Genomic DNA, 21282 nt, shown 5'->3' with positions numbered 1-21282 from the left:
ATTTCGTTCGTAATGTGCTTTTCAGTAGTTGGAAGACAGTTTGCGTTGGTTTTTTGATTGACTTAATTCCCAATTCTTAATTCTTAATTCTCAATTTTTAATTAAGTAAAATGTCTTGGTTTAAGCGCGTAGAAAAAGGCATCGTCACGCCGACGGAGCAGAAAAAGGAGACGCCGGACGGGCTGTGGTATAAGTGCCCCGAGTGCAAGACCGTGGCCACGATGGCCGAGCACAAGCGCCTGCTCTCCACCTGCGGCAACTGCAACCACCACGACCGGATTGATGCGGCCGAGTACTTCGATTTCCTCTTCGACGACGGGCAGTTTACGGAGCTGGATGCCGACATGCATTCCGGTGACCCGCTGCACTTCGTGGATACCAAAGCCTATCCGCAGCGCCTCGTAGCCACCGAAAAGGTGACCGGCCTGCGCGACGCCGTCCGGACGGCGCACGGCCTCTCCAACGGCCAGGGCCTGGTAGTGGCCGCCATGGACTTCCGCTTCATCGGCGGCTCCATGGGCTCGGTGGTAGGCGAGAAGATTGCCCGCGCCATCGACTATGCCCGCCAGCAGCGCCTGCCGTTCCTGATGATTTCGCGCTCCGGCGGGGCCCGCATGATGGAGGCCGGCTTCTCGCTGATGCAGATGGCCAAAACCTCGGCCAAGCTGGCGCTGCTTTCCGAAGCCGGCGTGCCCTACATCTCGCTGCTCACCGACCCAACTACCGGCGGCGTGACGGCCTCGTTCGCTATGCTCGGCGACTTTAATATTGCCGAGCCGGGCGCTCTCATCGGGTTTGCTGGGCCGCGCGTTATCAAGGAAACCATCGGCAAGGATCTGCCGAAAGGCTTCCAGAGCGCCGAATTTGTGCTGGAGCACGGCTTCCTCGACTTTATTGTTGACCGCAAGCAGCTGAAGCAGCAACTGTCTGATCTGCTGGGTATGCTGCGCCCCACGGAAGCCGCCGAACCGGTCAGTACCCGGCTGGGCCAGCGCGCCCGCTAACTTTCGGCACACTTGTTGGAAATGCCCGGCCGGTGCAGAGTAGCTGCGCCGGTCGGGCATTTTGCCGGATAGCTTTTTCAGCCTGAAGCACTGTACGATATAGATGAGAATCTATATTTAGCAAACATTTTGCCGGCAATTCCAGTAAAGCACGACCAACCTCACCTGATTTTTCTCACTCCCTACGTTCATTTCAATGAAAGCTCCTAATTCGCTGCTCTCGTTCTTCATGGCCCTGACTCTGCTGCTGGGCTCGTGCGCTGCCTCCCAAACCCGCAACCCCAACATTCCGGACGCACCTGATACCAACGGTACCGGGGTTCGCAAAACAGGCATGAGCAAAACCGCTAAAGGTGGCCTGCTGGGTGCCGGTGGTGGTGCCGTAGTAGGTGGCGTGCTCGGCCGCGTGATTGGCGGTAAAAACGGTACGGCTGCCGGTGCCATCATTGGCGCCGCAGTAGGTGGCACCGGTGGTGCTCTGATCGGCCGCAAAATGGACAAGCAGGCTGAAGACCTGCAGCGCGACATGCAGAACGCCAAAGTAGAGCGCGTGGGCGAAGGCATCAAAATCACCTTCGACTCGGGCATTCTCTTCGACACCAACAAGAGCGACCTGCGCGCTGCCTCAATGACCGAAATCCAGAAGATGGCCGCCATCCTGCAGAAATACCCCGACACCAACGTACTGGTAGAAGGCCACACCGATGCCTCGGGCTCGGATGCCATCAACCAGCCGCTGTCGGAGCGCCGGGCGCAGGCCGTAGCCAACTACACGGTTTCGCAGGGCGTTGATGCGGCCCGCGTAACCACCAAAGGCCTCGGCTCCTCGGACCCGCTTGCCGACAACACCACGGAAGCCGGCAAGCAGGCTAACCGTCGCGTAGAAATTGCCATCTATGCCAACGAAAAAATGAAGAAAGCCGCTGAGGCTGGCAAGCTGTAAGCAGTCAGGTTTAGTCAAAGAGAAAGGCCGCACGTATTGTGCGGCCTTTTTTTGTGCCTACTGAAGACGCTGGCCAGGTGTGTGGCGGCTGCACAACCCCGGAGGCAGCATGTGTGGTTAGCTGTTGCCCAGCGCCGGCAGCATCACCTTCAGCTCCACGGAGTAGAGGCGGCCGATGAGAGGCGCGGCGCGGCCCGACGCCGCAGTTGCCGGGCAGGCCCAATGCTGGGCCCTGCTGTTCGCCGGCTTCGTTCCGACACGCCCCGTAGTCGGCGACCTGACGGATATCATGCGTTGCGGGGATTCTCGTCATGGGGGAGGCGCCCGCGAACCGGGAGCTTTGTTGGAGACTGCCGCTAACCGGCTCCTGAAGCCATGAACGAGCATACCCGAAGCCCGCTGGCCGCCCTCAATGCCTGCGTGGCCGCCTGCCGCCGCTGCGCCTGACGGCGGATGACTTCTCCCGCCGCATCATTCATCCGAAAGCTCCCTGATTATGCCACACGCCCATCTGCTGACCCCGGCGCCTCCCGCCGAACCCATTGTCGACGCCGATATCACGGCCGCCGGCATTCACCGCTTCGGTTTGTTCACCTAAAATTCTCGCCTGATGCATACGCTAACGACCCTTTCTGAAACCTTGGAGCAGCTCAAAAAAGCCGGCTACACCGAGGATTTTAACCCGCACGGGCAGTACCTGGCCGGACAGCGCTCCGCCATTCAGCTCGCGCCCGATGAGTTTGTGGTTGATGCGCACTACCGCTTCGAAGGCCCCACCGACCCGGCCGACGAGGCCGTGCTCTACGCTATTTCCTCCGCCCGCTTCAACCTCAAAGGCACACTGGTGAACGGCTACGGCATGTACAGCGACGCCGCCACCGACACGATTCTGGCGGCCCTGCAAGCAAAAACGACCGGGTAGCGACCCGGCCGCCGCCTTTCCCGTCGTCCTTATTCTCCGCCCTCATGCCAACCAGTGCTTCTCTCAATCCCGGCCTGACCGATGATGCCGTAGCAGCTTCCCGCGCCGCGCACGGTGCCAACCAGCTCGCCGCCGTCCCTGGTTCGGGCTGGCTGGCCACGCTGAAGGAAGTGGTGCTGGAACCCATGTTTCTGCTGCTGCTGGCGGCCTGCACGGTGTATTTTGTCCTGGGCCGGGCCGAGGAAGCCATTACGCTGTTGGTGGCGCTGCTGGCCGTGGCGGGCATTTCGGTGTACCAGGCCATTCGCAGCAACCAGGCGCTGGGCGCCCTGCGCGAGTTGACCCAGCCCCGCGCCCAGGTGCGCCGCAACGGGGCGCTAGCCACCGTGCCCGTGGCCGAACTGGTGGTGGGCGACGCCGTGCTGGTGGCCGAAGGCAGCCGCCTGCCCGCCGACGGCACCGTGACCGAGTTGAACGACTTTTCGGTGGATGAGGCCATCCTGACCGGCGAGGCCGTGCCGGTGGCCAAGGCCGTGGGCGACGCCGTGGCCGGCGGCACCAGCGCCGTGGCGGGCAGCGCCTGGCTCACGCTCACGGCCGTGGGCGCACAAACCCGGCTGGGCCTCATCGGGAGTAGCATGGAGGGAATCGTTACCGAGAAAACCCCGCTGCAGGTGCAGGTGCGGCAGTTTGTGCTGCGCATGGCCTGGGTGGGGGCCGCCGCGTTTGCCCTGGTCTGGGGCGTGAACTACGCCAAGTCCGGCGACTGGGTGACGGCGCTGCTGTTCGGGCTCACGCTGGCCATGTCCATTCTGCCCGAGGAAATTCCGGTGGCTTTCAGCAGCTTCATGGCCCTGGGCGCGGCCCGCCTGAGCCGGCTGGGCGTGCTCACCAAACAGCCCCAGACCGTGGAAAGCCTGGGCTCGGCCACCGTCATCTGCACCGACAAAACCGGCACCCTCACCCAGGACGGTATGCGCGTACAGCAGCTCTACGACGAAGCCACCCAGACCCTGGTAGCGCTGCCCGGCCCGCTCGCCGCCACGGCCGCCGCCGTGCTGGCCTGCGCCCGCTACGCCAGCGAAACCGAACCCTTCGACCCCATGGAAAAGGCCATTGTGGAGGCCTTTGCCGCCGCCGATCCGGCCGGGGCCGCCGCGCCTGCCCCCATGCTGCACGAGTATCCGCTGGCCGGCACCCCGCCCATGATGACCCACGTGCGCCAGGTGCAGGGCGCGCCCCTGGTGGCCGGCAAGGGTGCGGTGGAGCACATTCTGGCCGTGTGCCACCTGGAACCGGCCGCCGCCGAGCGGGTGCGCCAGACCACCCACGAGCTGTCGGCGCAGGGCTGCCGGGTGCTGGGCGTGGCGCAGGGCGCGCCGGTGGCGGGCGGCTTTCCGGCAGCGCAGGACGACTTCCAGTGGACCTTTTTGGGGTTGATTGCGCTGGAAAATCCGCCCAAGGCCAACGCCGCCGAGGTGGTGCGCGCCTTCACCGAGGCCGGTATCCGGGTGAAGATGATTACCGGCGACTTTCCCGAAACGGCCCAGGCCATTGCCCGCCAGATTCAGCTGCCCGGGGCCGATACCTTGCTCACCGGCCAGCAGGTGATGGCGCTGGACGAGGCCGCCCTGCAAACCCAGGCCGCCGCCACGGCCGTTTTCGCCCGCATGTTTCCGGAGGCCAAGCTGAAGGTGGTGGAAGCCCTGAAGCGCGACGGCGAAGTGGTGGCCATGACCGGCGACGGCGTCAACGACGGCCCGGCCCTGAAGGCGGCCCACATCGGCGTGGCCATGGGCCGGCGCGGCACCGAGGTGGCCCGGCAGGCGGCTTCGCTGGTGCTCGTAAACGACGACCTGGCCGGCATGGTGACAGCCGTGGCCCAGGGCCGCCGCATCTACCAGAACTTCAAAAAGGCGGTGTTCTACATCGTTTCCATCCACATTCCCATTGTGCTCACGGTGGCCGTGCCGCTGCTGGCGGGCTGGAAATGGGAAAACCTGCTCACGCCCGTCCACATCATTTTCCTGGAGTTGGTGATGGGCCCGACCTGCTCCATTGCCTTCGAAAACGAGCCCGCCGAGGCCGGCCAGATGCAGCAGCCTCCGCGCCCGCTCAGCAGCACGTTTCTGGCCGGGGCCGAGTTGGGCCGCAGCCTGGTGCAGGGCCTGGGCATCACGGCGGCGGTGCTGGGCGTGTACTACGCGGCCTCGCGGCTGGGGCAGCCTGAAGCGGCCGTCCGCAGCCTGGTGTTCACTACGCTGGTGCTCAGTAACATCCTGCTCACGCTGGTCAACCGTTCCTTCACGCAGTCGGTGTGGCAGACGCTGCGCGTGCCCAACCGGGTGCTCTGGCTGATGCTGGGCCTTACGCTGGGGCTGCTGCTCATCACGCAGTTTGTGCCAGCGGCGCAGCGGCTGTTCGGCTTCGTGCCGGTGTCGGCGGCCGCGCTGGGCTGGTGCGCGCTGGCCGCGCTGGTGGGCGTGGGCTGGGTGGAAATCTACAAGGCCGTGCTGCGAAGCCGAATCGGCGGCCTTTCCCAGGGTGCGGCGGCCGTCAGAATGGCGGTAGCGGCGCGTAGTCCAGCTCCTGCACGCTGAAGCGGGCGTAGGGCTGCCGCTGCCCGTCTATCATCCAGCCTGCCTCTCCCACGGTAGGAATGAGCACGCCGTGCCGCGGCTGGTACTGCCGGAAGCGGCACACCCAGGGGCGTTGCGTGGTGGCAGTCATGGCGCGCAGAACCCCGCATTCTTCGATTTCATCCCGCTCGTTGAAGCGCACCAGCAGGCTAGCAGTCTGGCCAGCGTGCAGGTGATGCGGGCGGAGTGTGCGTCGAGGGTGGTCCAGGCAGCTCCCTGGCCGGCCGCGGTTTCGGTGCTGCTTTGGCGCTGCTGGCTGACCGGCGGGGCCGAGTCGGGCTTCGCGGCCGGAGCTCCGGGCCGGGCCCTCGCATATGCCACATACCTCAGACTTTTCCTCCCCATCGAATGCAAAAACTTGTGCTCTTACGCCACGGCCAGAGTGTATGGAATCAGGAAAACCGCTTCACCGGCTGGACCGACGTGGACCTCTCGGAGCAGGGCCGGCAGGAAGCAACCCACGCGGGCCAGCTGCTGCGCCAGCACGGCTACGGGTTCGATATCGGCTTTACGTCGGTGCTGAAGCGGGCCATCAAAACGCTGGATATTGCGCTGGAAGAAATGGACCTGCTCTGGATTCCGGTGCAGAAGTCGTGGCGGCTGAACGAGCGGTTCTACGGGGCGCTGCAGGGTCTCAACAAGGCGGAAACCAGCGCAAAATACGGCGCGGAGCAGGTGCTGCGCTGGCGGCGCGACCCGCACGAGCTGCCCCCCGCCCTCACCCGCGACGACCCGCGCTTCCCCGGCCACGAGGCCCGCTACCAGCACCTGACCGCCCGCGAGCTGCCCTTGACCGAAAACCTGCGCCAGACCATGGCCCGCGTGCTGCCCTTCTGGACCGAGCAGATTATGAGCGCCATCCGCAGCAACCAGCGGGTGCTGGTGTGCGCCCACGGCAACAGCCTGCGGGCCCTGGTGCAGTACATCGACCACCTCACCGACACCGAAGTGGCCGCCCTCAACATTCCGACCGGCGTGCCGCTAGTATACGAGCTCGACGATGACCTGAACCGCCTGCGCCACTACTACCTGGAGTGAGGTACAGGCCTGCGGTGCGGCTTGCTCCGTAGCCAGATCGTGCCGGTGGGCCAGCCGAACCAATACCAGCCCAAGCAGTGCCGGGAGCAGCGGATTGGGCCTGAAGCAGCGTATCGAAGCAGCTGAAAATGAGCAGGACGCGGGAAGCTTTATTACATCAGGTAAAAGGTCGTGGGGGGCGGCGGCACGGGCAGGGCGGGCTCATGCAGCAGTTGCCGCAGGTTGCTTTCGATGGTGCGGGCAATGGCCGTGACCGGCGTATCGGTGGGCTTGTTGCTGAACGGGTCCTGCAAGTAGCGTGCGGTGCGTTCCAGCAGAAAAAACGAGGACGCCGTGACCAGCAGCACCGGAATTTCCCACAGCCCGATGGCCTTCACAAGCCCCAGCGACAGGGTCATCAGAAACAGGTAGATGAAGTAGTACACCAGCAGGCGGTAGCTGACGGGAAACACCGTGGTTTTGATGCGCTCGGCCTGGCCCATGGCATCGGTCAGGCGCAGCAGGGTGGAGTCGAGCTGCACCTGCTGGTAGGCATTGAGGGCCCCCTCCTGGTACAGGTCGCGGAGCTGGGCGGCGTGCAGGGCCAGCAGGGCCAGCGGCTTGTGGGCCTCCGGCGTGAGCTGAGCCAGCTCCGGCGCGGCGAGGTAGGCCCGCAGGCCAGCGGCGGGATCCAGGCCGCGCAGGGCTTGGCCCAGGCTGTAGCACCAGGCCATCTGGCGGTAGGCCAAGGCCGTGAGCGGCGCGGGCAGCCCGGCCGGTGTCGGCTGCCGGTATGCCTCGGGCAGAAAGGTGCGCGCCTGCAGCACGAGCGTGCGCGAGTCGTTGACGATGCCGCCCCACAGCTTGCGCGCCTCCCACCACCGGTCGTACGACTGGGCGGTTTTGAAGGCCAGCAGCAGCGAAATCAGGCTGCCCAGGATGGTGGGCAGCTGCAGCGGAATCAGGGGCAGGTAGGCCCCCAGCACCAACTTCAGCAGGTGAAAGAAGATGGAAATGAGCAGCACCCGCAGCACATCGGCCTGAATATGCTTCAGGATATAGCGAACCGGAATGTGAGTGTCGAGCAGCATGGGCGGGAGAAGCAATAAATGGCCGACAGTTGGCAGGCGGCCGGCAGTGGGCCGGGGAAGCTGGCACCGGCAAGGCCGAATCCGGGGGGCGCCCCGGAAGCACCCGCCACGATGCAAAGGACCCGTCCGGCGGCGGCAGACGGTATGCGCAAAGTCAGGTGTCCGGCATGATTTTCATCACAGGGCCGGCCCAGCCTTCGCCGTAACCTTGTGTTGTTGCCGGTTTGCAGGCTTTGCGCCGGATCGTTGGTATTTCCCTTGTCATCATGGAAAACACACAAAGAACCCATCAGCCGCACCCTGTGCTGCTGGCTGCGCTGGTAGGCGCCGGGGCCGGAATGCTCGCCGGAGTGCTGCTGGCCCCTGGCTCCGGCACTGCGCTGCGCCAGAACGTGCAGAAGTCAGCCCATAAATACGCGCTGTTAGCCAGCGAGCAGGAGCAGGAAGTGCACCATCACCTCATGCAGCACGCCCACAAGCTGGAACGGGCCTATAAAAACCTGATAAGCAGCTGCCACGACCACCTACAGCTGTGGGGGCTACTGACACAGGACCCCCGCCGCCCCTACTAACCGCAGCAGGGTTCTGCTGCAACGCACGGCCGCAACAGCCGGCCACCCAGCGTGCCCGCTCCCGGAAAGCAGCTGACCCGCCCAGGCCGGTGCGGCCTTCCGGAGGCGGGCGCGCCGGATGGCCGGCCGTTGCGGCTGTAGCCGGTTTTTCGCACCCCTTCGAGGCCCGATACCTGGTGGCTAGTGGGAAACAGGGTGACGCACCGCCCCACCGTCTTGGCCGCCATCAGGAGTGGCATGTTGCGGGGGCTGGGGTAGCTCGGCCCCTGCTGACCCTGAAAAAGTGCGTCTGCTGACCGGGCGCAACTCCCGCAAACAGGCACACTATACTGCCGCCTTCAAAGGCTGAGGGCGTTTCGGCGGGTTTCGGAAAGCCGCAGTACCTGCGCTCCGCTGCCGGCAGCCGCCCTGCGCGGGTGTGGCTGTGGCTGCTGCATAAATTGGGGGTGGCTAAAGCCCAGGTGCTCAAGCGGGTTTGCCGTAATGCTAGTGGATGAAAAGTGCTTCTGATTGCTGGAAACGAAGTTTTTAGCAATTTTAACCGACATAGCGCGTTTTTGGCAAGGTGGTTGCAAATTGCCCGGCCAGAAGGCTGCTCGATGGCCGCTACGCTTTTTGTTCTTTCCTTCACCAACTCCGAAACCCCTTAACCTCTTTTTTACTCATGAAAAACCTTCGTTCACTTTTCGCTTTGATGATGGCCGTGCTGCTGTTTGGCACCAGCACGGTGCAGGCCCAGGACGCCGGCACAACTACCACCAAGAAGCCTTGGAGCAAAACTGCTAAAGGCGGCGTCATTGGCGGCCTGGGCGGCGCGGCCGGCGGTGCCATACTGGGCCGCGTAATCGGCGGTAAGTCGGGCACGGCCAAAGGCGCTATCATTGGCGCTGCCGTGGGCGGTGCCGGTGGCGTCCTGATCGGCCGCCGCATGGACAAGCAGGCTGCCGAGCTGAAAGCGGAAATGGCCGGCGCCAAAGTAGAGCGTGTGGGCGAAGGCATCAAAATCACCTTCGATTCGGGTTTGCTGTTCGCCAAAAACTCCTCGGCCCTGACCTCGGCTGCCCAGGCTAACATCCAGGACTTGGCCAAAACCCTCATCAAGTACGGCGACACCAACGTCATCGTGGAAGGCCACACCGACACCAGCGGTTCGGATGCCATCAACGACCCTTTGTCGCAGCGCCGGGCCCAGGCCGTGGCCAATTACACGCAGCAGCAGGGCGTAGATGCCTCGCGCTTCACGGTGTCGGGCTACGGCTCCAAGCAGCCCGTGGCTGACAACTCCACCGAAGCTGGCCGCATTGCCAACCGCCGCGTGGAAATTGCCATCTTCGCCAACGAGAAGCTGAAGAAGGCTGCCGAGAAAGGCACCATCTAAGCTGGCTGGATAGTCCGCTAAAGCAATAGTCTGAAAAACGGCAGCTTCCGCAAGGAGCTGCCGTTTTTTTGTGTCCGGCCGCCGGAGTTGCTGGCCATGAAGCAGGGGAGTTAGGCGTTGGGTGCAACCCCGGACTAAGCCGGCCGGTACAAGCAGGCATGCCCACCTCCGCCACTTACGCTTCGCCGGCCGCCGAAAAAACCTGGCAGGACCACCAGCTATTGAACGAGTTTTACCCGCCACTCTCGCTGGATACCCCACGCCGCGCGCCTATGCGGGAGCTGATTTCCACGGTGCTTTCGCACCGCACTACGCACGCCGATGAGGAGCTTGCCTACGACCGGATGCTGGCCGCCTTCGGCGACTGGGCCGGGGTGCTGGCGGCCCCCACCGCCGAGCTGGCCCACGCCATCCGCACCACCCGCTGGCCCGACACGCAGGCCCCCCGCATCCAGGAGATTCTGCGCCGGATCTGGGCGGAGCGGGGGGCGTTTGAGCTGGACTTCCTGGCCGACTGGCCCACGGAGAAAGGCATGGCGTGGCTGAACGATATGCCCGGCATCGGCCTGAAAACGGCTTCGCTGGTGCTGCTGTTCAACTTCGGCAAGCCCGTGCTGCCCGTGGATACGCACGTGCACCGCATTGCGCAGCGCGTGGGCATGATCGGGCCCAAAGCCTCCGCCGACAAAGCCCACCAGGTGCTGCTGGAGCAGCTGCCGAAGGATGCGCTGGTGCTGCTCAACTTCCATAAGCACAACTACTGGCATGGCCAGAAGGTCTGCTTCTTTACCCGGCCCGACTGCGCCCGTTGCCCGCTCAAAGGCTTCTGCAACTACTACCTGGAGCACCACGGCCCCGCCACACCGGAGGCCCTGGCCGCCACGCCCGCCCACTGGGACACCGCCTGGGGCGCGTTGCCGCACTAGGGCTTTGCGGTTTTCGGAGCTGGTTGTTCGTTCTTTGCAGGAAGTTTGCAACCGCAGCTGCCGCCCACCCAATCCTCCCACAAACTACCAACCCCGAAAAACGACGCTATGCGCTTAGTGAATCATCCGGTTCTGTGCAATTACTACGTCACGTACCGGTGCAATGCGCGCTGCTCGTTCTGCGACATCTGGGAGAAACCCTCGCCCTACATCACCCTGGACGACGTGGAGCGCAACCTGCGCGACCTGAAGCGCCTGGGCGTGTCGGTGGTGGATTTTACGGGCGGCGAGCCGCTACTGCACCGCCAGATTCACGAGTTTGTAGGCCTGGCCCACGACATGGGCTTCATCACCACGCTCACCACCAACTGCCTGCTCTACCCCAAATACGCCGAAAAGCTGCGCGGTAAAGTGGACATGCTGCACTTCTCGCTCGATTCGTCGGAGAAGGAAGTGCACGATAAAGGGCGCGGCGTGGCCTGCTATGACTTCGTGCTGGAAAGCATCCGCGTAGCCCGCGAGCTGGGCGAGCGGCCCGATATCCTGTTTACGGTGTTCCGCGAAAACCTGCACGAGCTGGAAGCTGTGTACCGCGACATTGCCCAGCCCAACGGCCTAGTGCTGATTCTGAACCCGGCCTTCGAGTACAACACCGTGGAAACCGGTGGGCAGCTGACGCCGGCCGAGCTGGACTACCTGTCGGCCTTTGGCCGGCGCAAGGGCGTGTACCTCAACGAAGCCTTTATTGCGCTCCGGCGCGACGGCGGCAACCACGTGGCCGCGCCCGTGTGCCGGGCGGCCAGCACCACGCTGGTTATTTCGCCCTCCAATGAGCTGGTGCTGCCCTGCTACCACCTCGGCGAGCAGAAATTTCCCATCAACGGCCAGCTCCACGACCTCTACCAATCACCTGAAGTGGGCCGCTTGGTGGCGCTGGAAGGCCGCCTGCCGCAGTGCGAGGGCTGCACCATCAACTGCTACATGCAGCCCAGCTTTGCCGTTGAAACCAGCAAGTATTTCTGGCAGGCGCTGCCCAGCACTCTGAAATACAACTGGACCAAAGGCACCTGGAAGCGGATGCTACAGTAACACCAAGCTCCAGCTTGGTGCGTCGTTGAACGATGTCGTTGCTGACTGCCACGCCGCCTCAACGACATCGTTCAACGATTCACCAGGCTGGAGCCTGGTGATACATGAGCTACCATTATGCCTGCCCTCATTCTGCCCGTCCAGGGCAAACACCCGCAAATTCCGGCCGACTGCTACGTGGCCGAAAATGCCACTATCGTCGGCGACGTGACGCTCGGCGCGCAATGCACGGTGTGGTTCAACGCCGTTATCCGCGGCGACGTCAACGCTATCCACATCGGCGATAAAACCAACGTGCAGGACGGCGCCGTGCTGCACTGCACCTACCAGAAAGCCGCTACCACCATCGGGGCGCGCGTGAGCATCGGGCACAAGGCCATCGTGCACGGCTGCACCGTGGAGGACGACGTGCTGATTGGCATGGGCGCCATTGTGATGGACCACGCCGTGGTAGGCGCGGGCTGCATTGTGGCCGCCGGGGCCGTAGTGCTGGAAAACACACAGTGCGAGCCGGGCTACCTCTACGCCGGCGTGCCCGCCCGCCGCATCAAGCCCGTAACCGAGGAGCAGCGCGCCAACATGCTCCGCACCGCCGACAACTATGTGCTGTACGCCAGCTGGTTTCAGCAGGAAAATTCCTGAGCCGGCCACAGAGTAAGCCGTTTCTGAACTCAAAAGGGCCTTCCGTTGGTAGCGGAAGGCCCTTTTTCAATTGTTACTTCAAGCAGATGCCGGACGCCGCCTACAGCGCCTGCAGCCCTTCGTCTTCCTGTTCTTCGCGCTCAGCTTCGGTGTTTACGCGCAATTGCACCAGCTCCACGGAGCGGCGGGAGCGTTTCAGCACCCGGAACTCGTAGTTGTCGAGCACGGCCACGTCGCCTACTTCCGGAATGTTGCCGTAGATGACGTTCAGCAGGCCGCCTACCGTTTCGTAGTCTTCGCCTTCGGGCAGCGGGAAGGGCAGGTACTCGTTGGCGTCGGAAATGGACGTGGAGGTGTTCACGCGGAATTCCACCGCCGATACGCGCTCCACAACCGGCACCTCGTTGTCGTATTCGTCCTGGATTTCGCCCACCAGCTCCTCCATGATGTCCTCAATGGTCACGATGCCCGACACGCCGCCGAACTCGTCTGACACGATGGCCATGTGCATGTGCTTGCGCTGGAACTGGCGCAGCAGGCGGTTAATTTTCTTGGTTTCGGGCACGAAGTAGGCCGGCCGCATGATCTTGGGCAGCTCCAGGGCCTCGTTGCGGCGGATGATTTGCAGCAGGTCCTTCACGTAAAGCACCCCTACGATGTTGTCTATATTGCCTTCGAACACCGGAATGCGCGAGTAGCCCTCGTTGTAGACCATTTCCAGGATGCCATCCTGGGGCGTGTTCACGTCGATGGCGGCCAGCTTGGTGCGGGGCACCATGATCTGCTTCACCATCCGGTCGTTGAACTCGAACACGTTTTCCAGCAGCTCATGCTCCGATTCCTGGATTTCCCCGCTCTGCTTGCTCTGGTCGAGCAGCAAACGCAGCTCTTCTGAGGTGTGCACTTCCGAGCCGTGGGTGGCATTGCCGCCAAACAAACCCGCCACCAGATTCGACAGCCGGTCGAGCACCCAGATCAGCGGGAACGTCATGAAGGCAAACGCCCGCAACGGAATGGCAATGGCCATGGACGTGGTTTCGGGCTTTTGGATAGCCAGCACCTTCGGCGCCTGCTCGCCCAGCACGATGTGCATGATGGTGATGAGCGTAAACGACGTGGCAATGGCAATCTGGTGGATCAGCGTGGGCGTGAGCGTCAGGCCCAACTGGTCGATGATGGCAACTACCACGGCGGCTACCACACTTTCGCCTACCCAACCCAGCGCCAGCGACGCCACCGTAATGCCCAGCTGCGTAGCCGAGAGGTAGTAGTTGAGGTCGTGGAGCATGCTCTGCACGAGCTTGGCCAGCCGGTTGCCGCTCTGCGCCTTGATGTCTATCTGAGAGGGGCGAACTTTAACGAAAGCGAATTCTGCCGCCACAAAAAATCCGTTCAGCAATACGAGCAGAACGGTAAGGAGTATGTTTAAGATCATAGATCCAGGGGTCGGGCTCACGCGGCCCAGCTCCTTTGGTATCACAAAAGTACGGGATTCCCGGCAAGCAGTTGGCTCGCGGGTAGGCTTTGTCTGGATTCATTGACACTTGCACGCTAAAAAACCCATAAACTCGCCCGGCTGTTAGGGTTTCTACCGACCTTTGCCGGTCTGCATTTCCGTTGTTTTTCATTCCGCTGATGTTCTTTCGAAATTATTTTCTGCTGCCGTTGCTGCTCGTGCTGAGCATGGCCGGCGGCGCTACTGCACAAATCCTGACGCCTACCAAGCTAAGCGTGGCCCTGAGCCAGCCCACGGCCAAAGTAGGGGAGGAGGTAGAACTCATCGTCAATGCCCGCATCGACGACAAGTGGCACCTCTACGCCACCGATTTCGACCCCGACCTGGGACCCACGGTGTTCACGTTCAGCTTCACCAAAAGCCCCGCCTACGAGCTGGTGGGCAAGCCAAAATCTATCAGCTCTAAAAAGAAGTACGACGACGTTTTCAAAGGCGACATCACCTACTTCGAGAAAACGGGCCAGATGCGCCAGCGCATCCGGCTGCTGCAGCCCGGCGCCCTCACGGTGCAGGCCAACGTGGAGTACCAGACCTGCACCGACATTGATGGCCGCTGCATTCCGGGCGAGGAAACCCTGAGCTTCGGCCCGCTGCCCGTCACGGGCGCGGCCATTGCCGCCACACCTGCTACGCCTGCGGCGGCCACTACGGCAGCCACCACCACGGCGGCAGCAACCACGCCAGCCGCCGGCGAGGCAGCTGCTGCCGAGGCTCCTGTGACTTCTGCCGATACCGCGGTTGTAGTAACAGACGCCGCCGCCACGCCTGCCACCTCTGACACCGCTACGGCCGCCGCCAGCGCGTCGGCCGTAGCCGCCGCCGCTACGCCCGCTGCCAATGCCGCCATTCCGGCCGATTCGGGGCTGCTTTCACTGGCTATTGTGGCGTTTCTGTCGGGGCTGAGCGGGCTGCTCACGCCGTGCGTGTTCCCGCTCATCCCCATGACAGTTTCCATCTTCACCAAAGGCTCGGCCAACCGGCGCCAGGGCATCCTGAAGGCGCTGTTCTACGGCTTCAGCATCATCTTCATCTACGTGGTGCTGGGGCTGCTGACCACCGTGCTGCTGGGGGCCGACGGCCTGAACCTGATCAGCACGCACTGGCTGCCCAACCTGATTTTCTTTGCCGTGTTCGTGGTCTTCGGCCTTTCCTTCCTGGGCTTGTTTGAAATCACCCTGCCCAACGGCATGGTCAATAAGATTGATGAGCAGGCCGACAAAGGCGGCTGGGCCGGGGTGTTCTTCATGGCCCTGACGCTGGTCGTGGTGTCGTTTAGCTGCACCGGACCCATCGTGGGTACTATCCTGGCCATGGCCGCCCACGGCGGCGGCATCCAGCCGGTAGTGGGCATGTTTGGCTTCTCGCTGGCCTTTGCGCTGCCATTTATGTTGTTTGCGCTGTTCCCGGCGTGGCTGAAAAGCCTGCCCAGCTCCGGCGGCTGGCTGAACACCGTGAAGGTGGTGCTGGGCTTCGTGGAGCTGATGCTGGCCCTCAAGTTCCTGAGCATGGCCGACCTGGCCTACCACTGGAACCTACTCCCCCGCGACCTGTATCTGGTACTCTGGATTACGCTCTCCGGCCTGCTGGGCCTGTATCTGCTGGGCCGCTTCAAACTCTCCCACGACTCCGACCTCTCGCACCTGAGCGTGGGGCGCCTGCTGATGGCGGTGCTGGCCTTTGGCTTTATGACATATCTGGTGCCGGGCCTGTTTGGGGCGCCGCTGCCGCTGCTGGCCGGCTACCTGCCCCCGCAGAGCCGCAACGACTTCTCCATAGCCTCTGGCGGCACTGCCGCTGCCACCTCGGCCACGCCCCTCAACGCCGCCTGCGAAGCCCCGCGCTACGAAGACTTCCTGGAGCTGCCCCACGGCCTGCGCGGCTACTTCGACTTGGCCCAGGCCCAGCGCTGCGCCAAGGCCCTGAACAAGCCGCTGTTCATCGACTTCACGGGCCATGCCTGCGTGAACTGCCGCAAGATGGAAGCCTCCGTCTGGAGCGACCCGCGGGTGCTCCAGCGCCTGCGCGACGATTTTGTGGTGGTGGCCCTCTACGTGGACGACAAGGCCGAGCTGCCCCAAAGCGAGTGGTACACCTCCACCTACGACAACAAGCAGAAAACCACGCTGGGTAAGAAAAACGCCGACCTGCAGCTGTCTGGCTTCAACGTAAACGCCCAGCCCTTCTACGTCCTCCTCGACCCCACCGCGCCCGCCGACCTAGCCCACACTCTGGCCGCCCCGGTGGCCTACGAGCCCAGCGCCGAGGCCTTCGTGAAGTTTCTGGATGCCGGCCTGGCCCGCTACCGCCAGCAGAATCCGTAGCGGCCTGCCCGGTTTAGGCCTGCCCCCCCGCCACCGATAAGCCCCGCCCCGACGAGAGTCCGGGGCGGGGCTTTATCTTACCGCCGCTTTTCGGTTTTATCGTCCCCTCCAACTTCCCTGTTGCTATGTCGCTTCGTACTCACCTGCTGGCCCTGTTGCTGGCCGCGCCCCTGATCCTGCCGCTGGCGGCACGGGCCCAATCTGCCGCCCCGATTGCGGCCCTCGCCCCCGATCCTTCGCGCATCACGCTCGTGATTCATGGCGGCGCTGGCACCATCACCCGCGCCAATATGACGTCGGAGAAGGAGCAGGCCTACAACGCCGCCCTCGACCAGGCCCTGCAGGCGGGCTACGCCGTGCTCAAGCGCGGCGGCACCTCAATGGATGCTGTGGAGGCCTCCGTGCGCGTGATGGAAGACTCGCCGTTGTTCAATGCCGGCAAAGGCGCCGTTTTCACCCACGAAGGCCGCAATGAGATGGACGCCGCCGTCATGAACGGCCAGAACCTGGCGGCCGGTGCCGTGGCGGGCGTCACGGTGCTGCGCAACCCCATCACGGCGGCCCGGGCCGTAATGGAGAAGTCGGAGCACGTGATGATGACCGGGCCGGGCGCCGAACAGTTCGCCCGCGAGAAGGGCCTGGCGATTGTCGATCCGTCTTACTTCTTCACCCAGGCCCGCTACGACCAGCTGCAGAAGGCGCTGGCCGAAGACCGCGCCGCCGGCACTCCCGACCAGCTCAACGCACCCACCAAGGCAGCGCCGGCCGCGGCGCCGGCCAAAGTGAAGATGAAAACCAAAGCCGGTAAGCCCACCAGCGCCGTCACGGATCCTGCCCAAGATGCCAGCCTGATTTTCACCGAAGGCAAAAAATATGGCACCGTAGGCGCCGTGGCCCTCGACCAATACGGCAACCTGGCCGCGGCCACCAGCACCGGCGGCATGACCAACAAGCGCTACGGCCGCGTCGGCGATGCGCCCATCATCGGCTGCGGCACCTACGCCGATAACCAGTCGTGCGCCGTATCGTGCACCGGTTGGGGCGAATACTTCATCCGGGCGACGGTGGCCCGGGATGTGGCCGCCCGCGTGGAATTCGGGCAGCAGCCCGTGGCCCAGGCCGCCCAGGCCACCATCGATAAAGTAGCCAAGCTCGGCGGCGACGGCGGTCTGATTGCGCTGGACCGCCAAGGCAATCTGGCCATGCCGTTCAATTCCGAGGGCATGTACCGTGGGTTTATCAAGGCTGACGGCAAAAGCCAGATCCAGATTTACAAGTAGCCAACCTTGTGCCGAAAGCCCGCAATAAATAAAAGGCCCGATTTGTGAGTTATAACACAAATCGGGCTTTTGTTTGGCAGCTTCGTGGTCTGGCCGCGCTTATTTTACGTTCTTTGCACCCGATTTGAACCAGTGTGGGTGAAAAGCTTCCGGAAATGGAATTGTAGTGAGGAGACAGGACAAAAAAAGGCGGCACCCACCCAGATGCCGCCTCTTGGAAAGGAACGCACCCACCCAGATACGTTCCATTTTTTCCTCCTCACATAATCCACCCAGTTGGCTGTAGAAGAAGGATTCGAACCTCCACGGTGTGGTTAGCCGGCCGCCGGACCAGTTTTTCCCGAATCACCACCCCCGAGAGAGGAGGGTATGTCTGCCAGTTTCATCATTCTACAATGGTCGTCTCACGCCGTTTGCGTAGGATTATGACAAATGTAGATGTTTGCCTTGAATTGTAAAATTTTTGTAGCGTTTTGACAAAAAATTTACAATATTTCTGAAAATCACCGTTTGCAATTTAAATATAGATAATCAAACACCTTCAAAATGGCTAAGAATTACGAACTTGACGACACCGACCGCAAGATTCTGGATTTGCTGATCCATGATGCGAAGATGCCCTATACCGAAATTGCCCGAAAGGTGCATGTTTCTGGTGGTACGGTACACGTGCGCATGGCCCGGCTGGAGGAGTTGGGCATTGTGAAAGGCGCCACTCTGGAGATTGACTACCAGAAACTGGGTTATGGTGTGGATGCCTTTCTGGGTATCTACCTCCTGAAAAGCTCAGTATATGCCAGCGTGGCAGCCCAGCTACGCGAAATTCCGGAAGTGGTCAGCATTCATTTCACCACCGGCGCGTATGGCATCTTCGCCCGCATCCGGTGCCGCGACACGCAGCACCTACGCGAAGTGCTACACGGGCAGATGCAGCTCATCGAAGGCATCGAACGCACCGAAACGCTGATTTCACTGGAAGAGTCGCTCAACCGTCCCATTCAGCTGCTGTAATACTTCGCCAGCACGCAAAAAGCCGTATTCTGCACCAGAGTACGGCTTTTTTGCGTGCTGGCTGGCTGGGCGGCTTCAGGGCCGGCCGGTGGTTTTAGTGGTAGTGGTTTTGTTGGCTTTGTAGCGCATATCGGCCGTGCCGTCTTTGCGGGTGGGGCCCGCCACGGTGGTGGTTTTGGCCATCTTATTTTCCTTGTACCGCATATCCGGCGAGCCATCGGTTTTGGTGCGGGCGGTGGTTGCTGTGCTGGCCTGGGTGGTGGTGCTGCGGGTAGCAGGCGTAGCCGGGCGGGCGGAGGTGGCTGGCGTGGCCTTTTGCGTGCGGGTGGCAGGGGCCTGGGCAAAGGCCGCCGGGGTCAGCAGACCCAGCAGCAGCAGGTAGGAAAGGAACCGGAACATAGGAAGAAAATAAGATGGAAAAGTAAGCCCCCGGACCATCCGTGGCGCCTGATAGGAATGTATGAATATTTTTGTGAACAATTCGTGAAGTACTTGGCTAACAGATTGCTGGATAGTATATTTCCTGAACTCACCTAGTTACTCTTGCTGCCATGAAAGCCTGCTTAACCATGTTGTGTGTGTGCTTGCTGGCCTGCGCGGGACCGGCCAAGGGGCAGAGTATGCCGGCCGTGTATCTTAACAGCCATGACGAGGCCACGGTGCCGGATAGCGCCACCCACTACCGGGTAATCGAACGCAAAAATGAGCTGCTGGGCACTTACGCCATGCGGGAATTCTCGCTGACGGGTACGCTGCTGTTGCGCGGCACGCTCAGCTCCATCGACCCGGTGGTGCGCACCGGTCTGCTGACCTGGTACCACCCCAACGGCGCCAAAGCCGCCCAGGTCCACTACCGCGCCGATGAGGCCGAGGGCGTGTATGTGGCGTGGTACGAGGATGGCCGGGTGCGCCAGCGCGGCGAGTACCTCAACGGCCAGCGTAGCGGCACTTGGATCAGCGTGCACCGCAATGGCCAGAAACGCTCCAAAGGCAGCTACGCCGCCGGCCGGGCTGTGGGCGAGTGGCGCCACTACTACGATACGGGCCAGCTGAGTGCGCTGGAGTTGCTCAGCCGCGACAAAGGGCCAGCGCTAGTGTTTTTCAACGAGGATGGCTCGCCGTACGTGGGCAAGCTGCAGAAGCGCGAGCTGCCGCGGTTTCCAGGCGGCGAAACGGCGCTGCTCAATTACGTGGCCCGCACCACCAACTACCCGCGCAATTCGCGGCGCAAAGGCATTACGGGCAAGGTCTACGTGAGCTACACCGTGGATGAGCAGGGCCGGGTGGGGCAGGTGCAGGTGGTGCAGGGCCTGTCGCCGGAAACCGACCAGGAGGCGCGGCGCGTGGTGGCCAGCCTGCCCGCGTTCCAGCCCGGCCGCGAGTACCACGTGCCCACCGCTATGACCTTCACGGTGCCCATTCACTTCTCGCCGAGCTTCTCGCTGTTCAACGGCTCGCGGCCGCCACAGGTGCCGCCCACGGAGGCGCGGGCCGCCCGCCCGGAGGAAATGTATTGAGCGGGCATTAAACCTGCTGCCGCCACGGCTTTCTAAAGGCGGTACGCACGTTTCACCCTCACTTTCCTGACCATGAAAATTTCCGCTTTCCTCTGTGGCGCTGCTCTGAGCCTGCTGGCTACCACCGCCTCCTTCGCCCAGACTGCCCGTCCGCGCACCAACGACCAAGCCCGCATCCGGCAGGGCGTGAAATCGGGGCAACTGACCCGTGCTGAGGCCGCCCGGGCCCAGGCTCAGCAGGCCGACGCCCGCCAGGCCCGCCAGGGTGCCCGCGCCGATGGCGTAGTAACACCCGACGAACGCCAGGGTATCCGCAAGGAAGAGCGCCAGGCCGACCGGGTGGTATATCGCCAGAAGAACGACGCCCAGACCCGGCCCCGCCGTTAAGGCGCCTCACGTTGGGCGTCTGGAACGCAAAAAGCCCGGACCTGCTGAGCAGATCCGGGCTTTTTGCGTTTGCCAAAAGACAAACAGGAACGCTTAGGCAGTTACCTGGGCGTCGAGTTTCTGGGCCAGTACGTGCTTTGGAACAGCACCTACCTGCTTGTCAACTACCTGGCCGTTCTTGAACACGAGCAGCGTAGGAATGCTGCGGATGCCAAACTTGGCCGACGTCTGCGGGTTGGCATCTACGTCAACTTTACCGATAATGACTTTGCCTTCATATTCGCCGGCCAGCTCTTCCACTACCGGGCCTACCATGCGGCAGGGGCCGCACCATTCGGCCCAGAAGTCCACCAGCACGGGCTTATCGGAGTTGATGATCTGATCGAAGTTAGCATCGGTAATTTCGATGGCTTTATGTCCCATGACGGAAGGGGGTTTGTGTGACGTTGAAAATTGCTTCTTACGATTCTTGGGTGCGCAAGGTAGCAGATTGCGTTTCAACAAGGCTGCGTCGGGAAAGTTCACTTCGGCTAATCGTGTGTATCGGCTGCCGAACATGGCATGGAGCCGGACAGCGGCGGCTGCGCAAAGCAAAGCGCCATCCGGCCCCGCCAGGGGCTATTTCTCGGGCTTATTCACCACGAAGTTCAGGGCGTTGCCATAATCCTGGGCGCGGCTGCGGAGCTTGTAGAATACATACAGATTGAAGAAGTGCATGCCGCCCAAAATCAAAATAATCGTCCCGATTTTGATGCTGAGCTCCTCCACGCTCTGCTGGTAGCTCCCGATTTCATCGGTGCTGCGCAGCGTGAGGGTGGCGTAGCCGATATTGATAAGGTAGAAGCCCGTGATGAGCAGCTTGTTCACGGAGTCGGCCAGGGGCTCGTTGCCGTGGAAGATATCGACCAGGAAAGTGCGGCCGTTGGTGAAGAGCGTGCGCGCTACCCACACCGTGAGCAGCACCGTGACGGGCAGATAAACTCCGTAAACCAGCAGATAATAGTTCATGACGTTGGGGGTTGGAAGG

22 protein-coding genes are annotated in these 21282 nt (G+C 62.4%); 15 read left to right on the top strand and 7 right to left on the bottom strand.

The genetic code is table 11. The features are described from left to right. Positions 1-110 precede the first annotated feature (110 nt). Positions 111-1004, top strand: coding sequence for an acetyl-CoA carboxylase, carboxyltransferase subunit beta (gene accD / locus O3303_RS11060; RefSeq protein ID WP_269558477.1), 894 nt, complete (start codon positions 111-113; stop codon positions 1002-1004). A gap of 241 nt (positions 1005-1245) precedes the next feature. Beyond that, a complete protein-coding gene (locus tag O3303_RS11055; RefSeq protein ID WP_491546671.1) occupies positions 1246-1947 on the top strand; it encodes a YiaD family glycine zipper/OmpA-like lipoprotein in 702 nt (233 codons plus the stop codon). A 117-nt stretch (positions 1948-2064) separates the two neighbouring features. Here O3303_RS11055 and O3303_RS11050 read toward each other — a convergent pair whose 3' ends face one another. Beyond that, positions 2065-2238, bottom strand: coding sequence for a hypothetical protein (locus O3303_RS11050; RefSeq protein ID WP_269558475.1), 174 nt, complete (start codon positions 2236-2238; stop codon positions 2065-2067). Between the two features lie 319 nt (positions 2239-2557). Between O3303_RS11050 and O3303_RS11045 the strand changes: the two genes are divergently transcribed. Both O3303_RS11045 and O3303_RS11040 read left to right on the top strand, forming a co-directional pair. After that, the gene (locus O3303_RS11045) at positions 2558-2869 is read left to right on the top strand and encodes a phosphoribosylpyrophosphate synthetase (RefSeq protein ID WP_269558474.1); all 312 of its coding nucleotides are present in this window, start codon (positions 2558-2560) and stop codon (positions 2867-2869) included. Positions 2870-2913: 44 nt separating this feature from the next. Next, positions 2914-5469 (top strand): cation-translocating P-type ATPase, encoded by a 2556-nt coding sequence (locus O3303_RS11040; RefSeq protein ID WP_269558473.1) that lies wholly within the window; start codon positions 2914-2916, stop codon positions 5467-5469. On the opposite strand, the gene O3303_RS11035 is transcribed toward O3303_RS11040, so the two are convergent. Then, the gene (locus O3303_RS11035; protein WP_350356580.1) at positions 5426-5650 is read right to left on the bottom strand and encodes a DUF6920 family protein; all 225 of its coding nucleotides are present in this window, start codon (positions 5648-5650) and stop codon (positions 5426-5428) included. The genes O3303_RS11040 and O3303_RS11035 overlap by 44 nt on opposite strands. A gap of 206 nt (positions 5651-5856) precedes the next feature. On the opposite strand from O3303_RS11035, the gene gpmA reads away from it, so the two are divergent. Continuing rightward, positions 5857-6546, top strand: coding sequence for a 2,3-diphosphoglycerate-dependent phosphoglycerate mutase (gpmA, locus tag O3303_RS11030; protein WP_269558471.1), 690 nt, complete (start codon positions 5857-5859; stop codon positions 6544-6546). A gap of 152 nt (positions 6547-6698) precedes the next feature. Here gpmA and O3303_RS11025 read toward each other — a convergent pair whose 3' ends face one another. Next, the gene (locus O3303_RS11025; protein ID WP_269558470.1) at positions 6699-7616 is read right to left on the bottom strand and encodes a bestrophin family protein; all 918 of its coding nucleotides are present in this window, start codon (positions 7614-7616) and stop codon (positions 6699-6701) included. Between the two features lie 266 nt (positions 7617-7882). On the opposite strand from O3303_RS11025, the gene O3303_RS11020 reads away from it, so the two are divergent. The 5 genes from O3303_RS11020 to O3303_RS11000 all read left to right on the top strand — a co-directional run bounded on the left by O3303_RS11020 (position 7883) and on the right by O3303_RS11000 (position 12223). Beyond that, entirely contained in the window at positions 7883-8188 is a 306-nt protein-coding gene (locus tag O3303_RS11020) for a YtxH domain-containing protein (RefSeq protein WP_269558469.1), read from the top strand. 664 nt (positions 8189-8852) lie between these two features. Then, positions 8853-9566 carry a YiaD family glycine zipper/OmpA-like lipoprotein gene (locus tag O3303_RS11015; protein ID WP_269558468.1) on the top strand — a complete coding sequence of 238 codons (714 nt, stop codon included), beginning with the start codon at positions 8853-8855 and terminating at the stop codon, positions 9564-9566. A gap of 158 nt (positions 9567-9724) precedes the next feature. Continuing rightward, positions 9725-10492 (top strand): endonuclease III domain-containing protein, encoded by a 768-nt coding sequence (locus O3303_RS11010; RefSeq protein WP_269558467.1) that lies wholly within the window; start codon positions 9725-9727, stop codon positions 10490-10492. Between the two features lie 108 nt (positions 10493-10600). After that, positions 10601-11581 (top strand): radical SAM protein, encoded by a 981-nt coding sequence (locus tag O3303_RS11005; protein ID WP_269558466.1) that lies wholly within the window; start codon positions 10601-10603, stop codon positions 11579-11581. A gap of 117 nt (positions 11582-11698) precedes the next feature. Continuing rightward, complete coding sequence (locus O3303_RS11000; protein WP_269558465.1) at positions 11699-12223, top strand: gamma carbonic anhydrase family protein; 525 nt, start codon at positions 11699-11701, stop codon at positions 12221-12223. Positions 12224-12323: 100 nt separating this feature from the next. Here O3303_RS11000 and O3303_RS10995 read toward each other — a convergent pair whose 3' ends face one another. Then, entirely contained in the window at positions 12324-13622 is a 1299-nt protein-coding gene (locus O3303_RS10995; RefSeq protein ID WP_269558464.1) for a hemolysin family protein, read from the bottom strand. A gap of 236 nt (positions 13623-13858) precedes the next feature. Here O3303_RS10995 and O3303_RS10990 point away from each other — a divergent pair, with 236 nt between their 5' ends. The 3 genes from O3303_RS10990 (at position 13859) to O3303_RS10980 (ending at position 18351) form a co-directional block, all read left to right on the top strand. Further along, the gene (locus tag O3303_RS10990; protein WP_269558463.1) at positions 13859-16060 is read left to right on the top strand and encodes a protein-disulfide reductase DsbD family protein; all 2202 of its coding nucleotides are present in this window, start codon (positions 13859-13861) and stop codon (positions 16058-16060) included. A gap of 125 nt (positions 16061-16185) precedes the next feature. Continuing rightward, positions 16186-17340 carry an isoaspartyl peptidase/L-asparaginase family protein gene (locus O3303_RS10985; RefSeq protein ID WP_269558462.1) on the top strand — a complete coding sequence of 385 codons (1155 nt, stop codon included), beginning with the start codon at positions 16186-16188 and terminating at the stop codon, positions 17338-17340. Positions 17341-17886: 546 nt separating this feature from the next. Further along, the gene (locus tag O3303_RS10980) at positions 17887-18351 is read left to right on the top strand and encodes an Lrp/AsnC ligand binding domain-containing protein (RefSeq protein WP_044016376.1); all 465 of its coding nucleotides are present in this window, start codon (positions 17887-17889) and stop codon (positions 18349-18351) included. A 75-nt stretch (positions 18352-18426) separates the two neighbouring features. Here the strand turns inward: O3303_RS10980 and O3303_RS10975 are convergent, their stop codons facing one another. Continuing rightward, on the bottom strand, positions 18427-18750 hold the full coding sequence (locus O3303_RS10975) for a hypothetical protein (RefSeq protein WP_269558461.1): 324 nt from the start codon (positions 18748-18750) through the stop codon (positions 18427-18429). A gap of 152 nt (positions 18751-18902) precedes the next feature. Here O3303_RS10975 and O3303_RS10970 point away from each other — a divergent pair, with 152 nt between their 5' ends. After that, positions 18903-19868, top strand: a complete 966-nt coding sequence (locus O3303_RS10970) for an energy transducer TonB (protein WP_269558460.1) — start codon at positions 18903-18905, stop codon at positions 19866-19868. 72 nt (positions 19869-19940) lie between these two features. Beyond that, positions 19941-20255 carry a hypothetical protein gene (locus O3303_RS10965; RefSeq protein ID WP_269558459.1) on the top strand — a complete coding sequence of 105 codons (315 nt, stop codon included), beginning with the start codon at positions 19941-19943 and terminating at the stop codon, positions 20253-20255. A 93-nt stretch (positions 20256-20348) separates the two neighbouring features. Here the strand turns inward: O3303_RS10965 and trxA are convergent, their stop codons facing one another. Both trxA and O3303_RS10955 read right to left on the bottom strand, forming a co-directional pair. Further along, on the bottom strand, positions 20349-20678 hold the full coding sequence (trxA, locus tag O3303_RS10960; RefSeq protein WP_044016382.1) for a thioredoxin: 330 nt from the start codon (positions 20676-20678) through the stop codon (positions 20349-20351). A gap of 195 nt (positions 20679-20873) precedes the next feature. Beyond that, entirely contained in the window at positions 20874-21263 is a 390-nt protein-coding gene (locus O3303_RS10955; RefSeq protein ID WP_269558458.1) for a hypothetical protein, read from the bottom strand. Between the last annotated feature and the right edge of the window lie 19 nt (positions 21264-21282).

The organism is Hymenobacter canadensis, from assembly GCF_027359925.1.
GTDB classification, from domain to species: Bacteria; Bacteroidota; Bacteroidia; order Cytophagales; family Hymenobacteraceae; genus Hymenobacter; species Hymenobacter canadensis.
The sequence above is the reverse complement of the archived record's forward strand: the minus strand, read 5'-3'. Positions and strand labels throughout refer to the sequence as shown.

Coding starts and splice junctions, on each gene's coding strand:
- accD (WP_269558477.1), top strand. CDS start 111: ATGTCTTGGTTTAAGCGCGTAGAAAAAGGCATCGTCACGCCGACGGAG.
- O3303_RS11050 (WP_269558475.1), bottom strand. CDS start 2,238: ATGATATCCGTCAGGTCGCCGACTACGGGGCGTGTCGGAACGAAGCCG.
- O3303_RS11045 (WP_269558474.1), top strand. CDS start 2,558: ATGCATACGCTAACGACCCTTTCTGAAACCTTGGAGCAGCTCAAAAAA.
- O3303_RS11040 (WP_269558473.1), top strand. CDS start 2,914: ATGCCAACCAGTGCTTCTCTCAATCCCGGCCTGACCGATGATGCCGTA.
- gpmA (WP_269558471.1), top strand. CDS start 5,857: ATGCAAAAACTTGTGCTCTTACGCCACGGCCAGAGTGTATGGAATCAG.
- O3303_RS11025 (WP_269558470.1), bottom strand. CDS start 7,616: ATGCTGCTCGACACTCACATTCCGGTTCGCTATATCCTGAAGCATATT.
- O3303_RS11020 (WP_269558469.1), top strand. CDS start 7,883: ATGGAAAACACACAAAGAACCCATCAGCCGCACCCTGTGCTGCTGGCT.
- O3303_RS11015 (WP_269558468.1), top strand. CDS start 8,853: ATGAAAAACCTTCGTTCACTTTTCGCTTTGATGATGGCCGTGCTGCTG.
- O3303_RS11010 (WP_269558467.1), top strand. CDS start 9,725: ATGCCCACCTCCGCCACTTACGCTTCGCCGGCCGCCGAAAAAACCTGG.
- O3303_RS11005 (WP_269558466.1), top strand. CDS start 10,601: ATGCGCTTAGTGAATCATCCGGTTCTGTGCAATTACTACGTCACGTAC.
- O3303_RS11000 (WP_269558465.1), top strand. CDS start 11,699: ATGCCTGCCCTCATTCTGCCCGTCCAGGGCAAACACCCGCAAATTCCG.
- O3303_RS10990 (WP_269558463.1), top strand. CDS start 13,859: ATGTTCTTTCGAAATTATTTTCTGCTGCCGTTGCTGCTCGTGCTGAGC.
- O3303_RS10985 (WP_269558462.1), top strand. CDS start 16,186: ATGTCGCTTCGTACTCACCTGCTGGCCCTGTTGCTGGCCGCGCCCCTG.
- O3303_RS10980 (WP_044016376.1), top strand. CDS start 17,887: ATGGCTAAGAATTACGAACTTGACGACACCGACCGCAAGATTCTGGAT.
- O3303_RS10975 (WP_269558461.1), bottom strand. CDS start 18,750: ATGTTCCGGTTCCTTTCCTACCTGCTGCTGCTGGGTCTGCTGACCCCG.
- O3303_RS10970 (WP_269558460.1), top strand. CDS start 18,903: ATGAAAGCCTGCTTAACCATGTTGTGTGTGTGCTTGCTGGCCTGCGCG.
- O3303_RS10965 (WP_269558459.1), top strand. CDS start 19,941: ATGAAAATTTCCGCTTTCCTCTGTGGCGCTGCTCTGAGCCTGCTGGCT.
- trxA (WP_044016382.1), bottom strand. CDS start 20,678: ATGGGACATAAAGCCATCGAAATTACCGATGCTAACTTCGATCAGATC.
- O3303_RS10955 (WP_269558458.1), bottom strand. CDS start 21,263: ATGAACTATTATCTGCTGGTTTACGGAGTTTATCTGCCCGTCACGGTG.